6 protein-coding genes are annotated in these 5258 nt (G+C 70.3%); 2 read left to right on the forward strand and 4 right to left on the reverse strand.

The annotated features are described in order from the left end of the window. Both ACOADB_RS22380 and ACOADB_RS22385 read right to left on the reverse strand, forming a co-directional pair. On the reverse strand, nucleotides 1-969 hold a 969-nt coding region (locus ACOADB_RS22380), incomplete at its 3' end, for an RNA polymerase sigma factor (protein ID WP_378603820.1). After that, nucleotides 966-1385 carry a YciI family protein gene (locus ACOADB_RS22385; protein ID WP_378603823.1) on the reverse strand — a complete coding sequence of 140 codons (420 nt, stop codon included), beginning with the start codon at nucleotides 1383-1385 and terminating at the stop codon, nucleotides 966-968. The genes ACOADB_RS22385 and ACOADB_RS22380, both read right to left, overlap by 4 nt. 132 nt (nucleotides 1386-1517) lie before the next feature. Between ACOADB_RS22385 and ACOADB_RS22390 the strand changes: the two genes are divergently transcribed. After that, nucleotides 1518-2495 (forward strand): DMT family transporter, encoded by a 978-nt coding sequence (locus tag ACOADB_RS22390; protein ID WP_378603826.1) that lies wholly within the window; start codon nucleotides 1518-1520, stop codon nucleotides 2493-2495. Here ACOADB_RS22390 and ACOADB_RS22395 read toward each other — a convergent pair. Both ACOADB_RS22395 and ACOADB_RS22400 read right to left on the reverse strand, forming a co-directional pair. After that, complete coding sequence (locus ACOADB_RS22395) at nucleotides 2477-3154, reverse strand: response regulator (protein ID WP_378603829.1); 678 nt, start codon at nucleotides 3152-3154, stop codon at nucleotides 2477-2479. The genes ACOADB_RS22390 and ACOADB_RS22395 overlap by 19 nt on opposite strands. Beyond that, entirely contained in the window at nucleotides 3151-4362 is a 1212-nt protein-coding gene (locus ACOADB_RS22400; RefSeq protein ID WP_378603832.1) for a sensor histidine kinase, read from the reverse strand. Before ACOADB_RS22400 ends, ACOADB_RS22395 begins: the two co-directional genes overlap by 4 nt. Before the next feature lie 122 nt (nucleotides 4363-4484). On the opposite strand from ACOADB_RS22400, the gene phoU reads away from it, so the two are divergent. Next, a complete protein-coding gene (phoU, locus tag ACOADB_RS22405; protein WP_378603835.1) occupies nucleotides 4485-5138 on the forward strand; it encodes a phosphate signaling complex protein PhoU in 654 nt (217 codons plus the stop codon). Nucleotides 5139-5258 lie beyond the last annotated feature (120 nt).

Genomic DNA, 5258 nt, shown 5'->3' on the forward strand with positions numbered 1-5258 from the left:
CGGACCGTCGGCCGCCCCGACGGCGACCGCCCGGTTGAGCAGCACCATCGGGCTGGGGGACAGGCGGACCAGCTCGTCGTACCACTCCAGGATCTGGACCCAGTCGGTCTCCTCGGCGCGGGCGGCGTCGTCGTGGAGGGCGGCGATCGCGGCCTGGACCTGGTACTCGCCCAGCGCGTCGCGGGCCAGCGCGCCCTGCAGGATCGCGACCGCTTCGCCGATCATCACCGTGTCCCACAGGGACCGGTCCTGGTCGGCGAGCGCCACGAGCGTGCCGGTGGCGGTACGGCGGGCGGCCCGGCGCGCGTGGTGCAGCAACATCAGCGCCAGGAGGCCGTCCATTTCCGCTTTTGCCCCTTGCCCTGAGCCTGTCGAAGGGTCGGTCGTGGCAGCCAGCTGCCGGGTCAGCCGGATCGCCTCCTCGGCGAGGTCGACCTCGCCCGTGAAGCCCTCGTTGAAAATCAGGTAGAGCACACGGAGCACGGCGGTGACCTCGCCGGGGCGCTCGAACGGCTGCCCGTCGATCGTCCGCTTGGCGCGGGAGATCCGCTGCGCCATCGTCGCCTCCGGCACCAGGAACGCCCGCGCGACCTGCGCCGTGGTCAGGCCGCCGACCGCCCGCAGGGTCAGCGCCACCGCGGACGCCGGCGTGAGGTCCGGGTGGCAGCAACGGCTCAGCAGGAGCAGGGTGTCGTCGGCCTGCTCGGTCGGCCCGGGGTCGGGTTCGAGGTGGTGCTGGAGCTCGCGCCGGTTGCGGGCCGACACGGAGCGGTGCTCATCGATCATCTTCCGGCCGGCCACGGTGATCAGCCACGCACGCGGGTCGTCGGGCATGGCGTCCGGCCATCGCCGTACGGCTTCGAGAAGGGCTTCCTGGACGGCATCCTCGGCCGCCGCGAACTCGATGCCGCGACGGACGAGGACGCCCAGGACCTGCGGGGTCAGCTCCCGCAGCAGGTCCTCGTTCACTCGGTGACCACGGGCGGTTCGCCGTAGAACGGGCGCACCTCGATCCATTCGTGGATCGGCCGGCCGCCCTTCCCGGGCGCGGCCGACAGGCTGGCAGCCGCTTCGTAGGCCCGCTCCTGCGAGTCGACGTCGATGATCATCCAGCCGGCGATCAGCTCCTTGGTCTCCGGGAACGGGCCGTCGGTGACGGGCGGCTTGCCCTCGCCGTCGTACCGGACGAAGGTGCCCGCGGGCTCCAGCGCCTGCCCGTCGACGAACTCGCCACGCTCGGCCATCTCGTCGGCCCACGTCCGCATGAACTCGACGTGGGCGGTGATCTCGTCCGGCTCCCACTGGTCCATCGGCACGTTGGTGCCGGGCAGCCAGTCCGGGCCACTGGTGCGGTTGTAGTGCTTGAGCAAGAGGTACTTGGCCATCGTGGTCTCCTTGGGTCCGAGGTGGCCATTCTTGCCACCTTCACCCCAGGGACGGAGCCCTTGGCGGGTTCTCGACATGGACTGGCAAGAAATCGATGGGGAGTTGTCGGTGCCAGTCCCTAGGGTGAGGGAGTGACGAACCGCGGCTGGACCCTGTTCCTGGCGATGTGCCTGATCTGGGGCCTGCCCTACCTCTTCATCAGGATCGCCGTCGAGCACGTGTCGCCGGCCGAGCTCGTCTTCCTGCGTACGGCGCTCGCGGCCGTGGTCCTGCTGCCGATCGCGCTGATGCGCCGCGAGGTTGCCGCGGTGCTCGCCCGCTGGCAGCCGCTGGTCCTGTTCGCGGTCATCGAGATCATGATTCCGTGGGTGCTCCTGGGGCACGCGGAGCAACGGATCTCCTCGTCGCTCGCCGGACTGCTGGTCGCCGCGGTGCCGTTGTTCGGGGCGCTGGCGTTCCTGATCACGGCCCACGCCGAGCGGTTCACGCTCAAGCAGCTGGGAGGGCTGGTCCTGGGCTTCGCCGGCGTGGCGTGCCTGGTCGGGCTCGACCTCGGTCACCTCGACATGCTGGCCGTGGCGGAGATGCTGGGCGTCGCGATCTGCTACGCCGCCGGACCCCTGATCCTGGCGCGCTGGTTCTCCGACGTCTCCGGGCTCGGCGTGATGGCCTGCGCGCTGACGCTCACGGCCGTCGTCTACGCACCCTTCGGGGTGGCGAACCCGCCCACCGGCCTGCCCACCGAGGCCTGGGTCAGCATCGGCGTGCTGTCCCTGGTGTGCACCGCGCTGGCCTTCGTGGTCTTCCTCGACCTGATCAAGGAGGCCGGACCCACGCGGTCGACGATCATCACCTACGTCAACCCCGCCGTGGCGATCGTGCTCGGCGTGATCGTGCTCGACGAGAAGATCACCAACGGCATGATCGTCGGCTTCCCGCTGATCCTGGTGGGGTGCCTGGTGGCCGCGGGCGGGCGCAGCGCGGCGGTCGCGACCGTCGAGCCTGCGGCGGACGTCGCCCTCGAGTGCGATCCGCCTGCGGAGGTCGAGGAGGTCGAGGAGGTCGCTCAGCGACCGTCTCGAGACCCAGGTCAGACCTCGAGCTTGTAGCCCAGCCCGCGCACGGTGACGAGGTACTTCGGCTCGCTCGGCTCCGGCTCGAGCTTGGCGCGGAGCCGCTTCACGTGGACGTCGAGCGTCTTGGTGTCGCCGACGTAGTCCGAGCCCCAGACGCGGTCGATGAGCTGACCACGGGTCAGCACCCGGCCGGGGTTGCGCAGGAACATCTCGAGGAGCTCGAACTCCTTGAGCGGCAACCGCTGCTCGACGCCGTCGACGGTGACGACGTGGCGTTCGACGTCCATCCGGACCGGTCCGGCCTCGAGGGTGTCGGGGAGCAGCTCGGCCTCGTTGCCGCGGCGCAGCACGGCGCGGATCCGGGCGACCAGCTCGCGCGGGGAGTACGGCTTGGTGACGTAGTCGTCGGCGCCGAGCTCGAGCCCGACGACCTTGTCGACCTCGTCGTCCTTCGCGCTGACCATGATCACCGGGACGTTCGACGTCTGCCGGATGGTGCGGCAGACCTCGGTGCCGGGGATGCCCGGGAGCATCAGGTCCAGCAGCACGATGTCGGCGCCGTTGCGGTCGAACTCCTTCAGCGCCTCGTTGCCGTCTGCGGCGATCGCGACCTCGAAGCCTTCCTTGCGGAGCAGGTAGGCGAGGGCATCGCTGTAGCTCTCCTCGTCTTCGACGACAAGCACTCGGGTCATGGGGACTTCTCCTGATCTTCGGTGCGTACGTCCGGGGAATCCGGTCCGGACGCAAGGGGGGCGAGCCGGATGAGCGGCCTCGCCTCGTGGTGGTCGGGGTGTTGGGGAAGGGAGAGCGTGAAGGTGGAGCCCTGGCCCTCGACGGACCAGACCCGCACGTCCCCGCCGTGGGTGGCGGCGACGTGCTTGACGATGGACAGGCCGAGGCCGGTCCCGCCGGTGGAGCGGTGGCGGGCGGGGTCCACCCGGTAGAACCGCTCGAAGATCCGGTCGACCTCGGCCTCGGGGATGCCGATGCCCTGGTCGATCACCGAGATCTCGATCGCGGCGCCGACCCGCTTGCGGGTGACGACGACGCGCGAGTTCGGTTCGGAGTACGCGACGGCGTTCGCGACCAGGTTGGCCACGGCAGCGCTCACCTGCTTCTCGCTGCCGAGGACCTTCAGGCCCTCGTCGCCCTCGGCGATGATCGAGATGTCCTTCGCGGTGGCGTTCATGCTGCTGCCGTCGACGGCAGCAGCGACGATCTCGTCGATCGAGACGGGCGTGGGGGAGTCGATCGGCTCGTCGCCCTGGAGCCGCGAGAGCTCGATGATCTGCAGGATCAGCCGCGACAACCGGTCGCTCTCGGTGAGCATGCGCGACGCGAAGCGGTAGACCGCTTCGGGATCGTCCGAGGCGTCCTGTACCGCTTCCGCGAGGAGCCGGATCGCGCCGATCGGCGTCTTCAGCTCGTGGCTGACGTTGGCGACGAAGTCGCGCCGTACGGCGTCGACCTGTCGCTCGCGCGTCCGGTCCTCGACCAGGGCCAGGACCAGCCGCGAGCCGAGCGGCGCGACCCGGGCCGTGACGTGGCGGGGGACACCGGCCGCCCGCGGCACGATCAGCTCCGTCTCGCGGATCTGGCCGTCGCGGCGGACCTTGCGGATCAGGTTGCCGAGCTCCTCCGACAGCAGGCTGGTGCCGCGGACGAAGCCCATGGCGTACGCCGGCGCGGAGGCCTTGAGGACGACGTCGGACTCGTCGACGACGACCGCGCTGCTGCGCAGCACGGAGAGCACGGCGGCGACCCCGTCCGGCACCTGTGGTTCCTCGGGAGCGACGTACTGTCGTTGCTGACGATCACTGAGGTACCAGGCGAACATCGCGCCGCCGGACACGAGGGCGCCGAGGATCGCGGCCAGGAAGGCCTGCGTCGTCGGTTCCACGTTTCGATCGTACGGCTCGGCGCGGTTTGCGCCGGGAATCGGCGAGCCCGACCTTCGCGATGTTCACCCCCCGTTCACCGGCATGCGCCGGTTGGTCACCTCTGTTCCCTAGTCTCTGCCACATGCGTGACGCCTACATTGACCAGCTCGATGCGATCTTCGAGGACCTCGCGGGCATTGCCCGCCGGGTCCAGGTCGCCGTCGGCCAGGCCACCACGGCCCTGATGACCGGTGACTCCACGATCGCGGAGAAGGTCATCAGCGACGACGCCGCGATCGACCGCGCCCGCGAGCAGGTCGAGGAGAACGCCTTCAGCCTGCTCTCCCTGCAGCAGCCGGTCGCCCGCGACCTGCGCACCGTCGTCGCAGCGCTGCGGATGGTCGCCGAGCTCGAGCGGATGGGTGACCTGTCCGTGCACGTCGCCAAGGTCGCACGCCTGCGGGTGCCCGACGTCGCCGTGCCCGAGGAGGCCCGCCCGACGATGACGCGGATGGCCGAGGTGGCCGAGGACATGGTCGCCCGCGTCTGTGACGTCATCGCAGGCCGCGACGTCGAGGCCGCCATCGCCCTGGGTCGCGACGACGAGGAGATGGACCAGCTTCGTCGTACCAGCTTCTCCGAACTGCTCTCCGACGACTGGTCGCACGGCGTCGAGGCGGCCGTCGACATCGCCCTGCTCGGCCGCTACTACGAGCGCATCGCCGACCACGCGGTCTCGATCGCGAACCGCGTCATCTTCGTGGTGACCGGGCACAACCCGGTCCCGGCTGCCTGAGGCCTGCACAGACGAACCGGCCCGCCCCGTGCCAACGGGGCGGGCCGATCTGCATCTCCGGGGTCAGGACACCTCGACCTCGGCCCGGATGGCCTCTGGAGCCGGTACGGCGACCGCCCG

It is taken from the genome of Nocardioides sp. CPCC 206348 (assembly GCF_048654705.1).
Classification (GTDB): Bacteria; Actinomycetota; Actinomycetes; order Propionibacteriales; family Nocardioidaceae; genus Nocardioides.

What these genes read in the sequence shown, in the direction of transcription:
- ACOADB_RS22395 (WP_378603829.1), bottom strand. Translation starts at nt 3,154, where the DNA reads ATGACCCGAGTGCTTGTCGTCGAAGACGAGGAGAGCTACAGCGATGCC.
- ACOADB_RS22385 (WP_378603823.1), bottom strand. Translation starts at nt 1,385, where the DNA reads ATGGCCAAGTACCTCTTGCTCAAGCACTACAACCGCACCAGTGGCCCG.
- phoU (WP_378603835.1), top strand. Translation starts at nt 4,485, where the DNA reads ATGCGTGACGCCTACATTGACCAGCTCGATGCGATCTTCGAGGACCTC.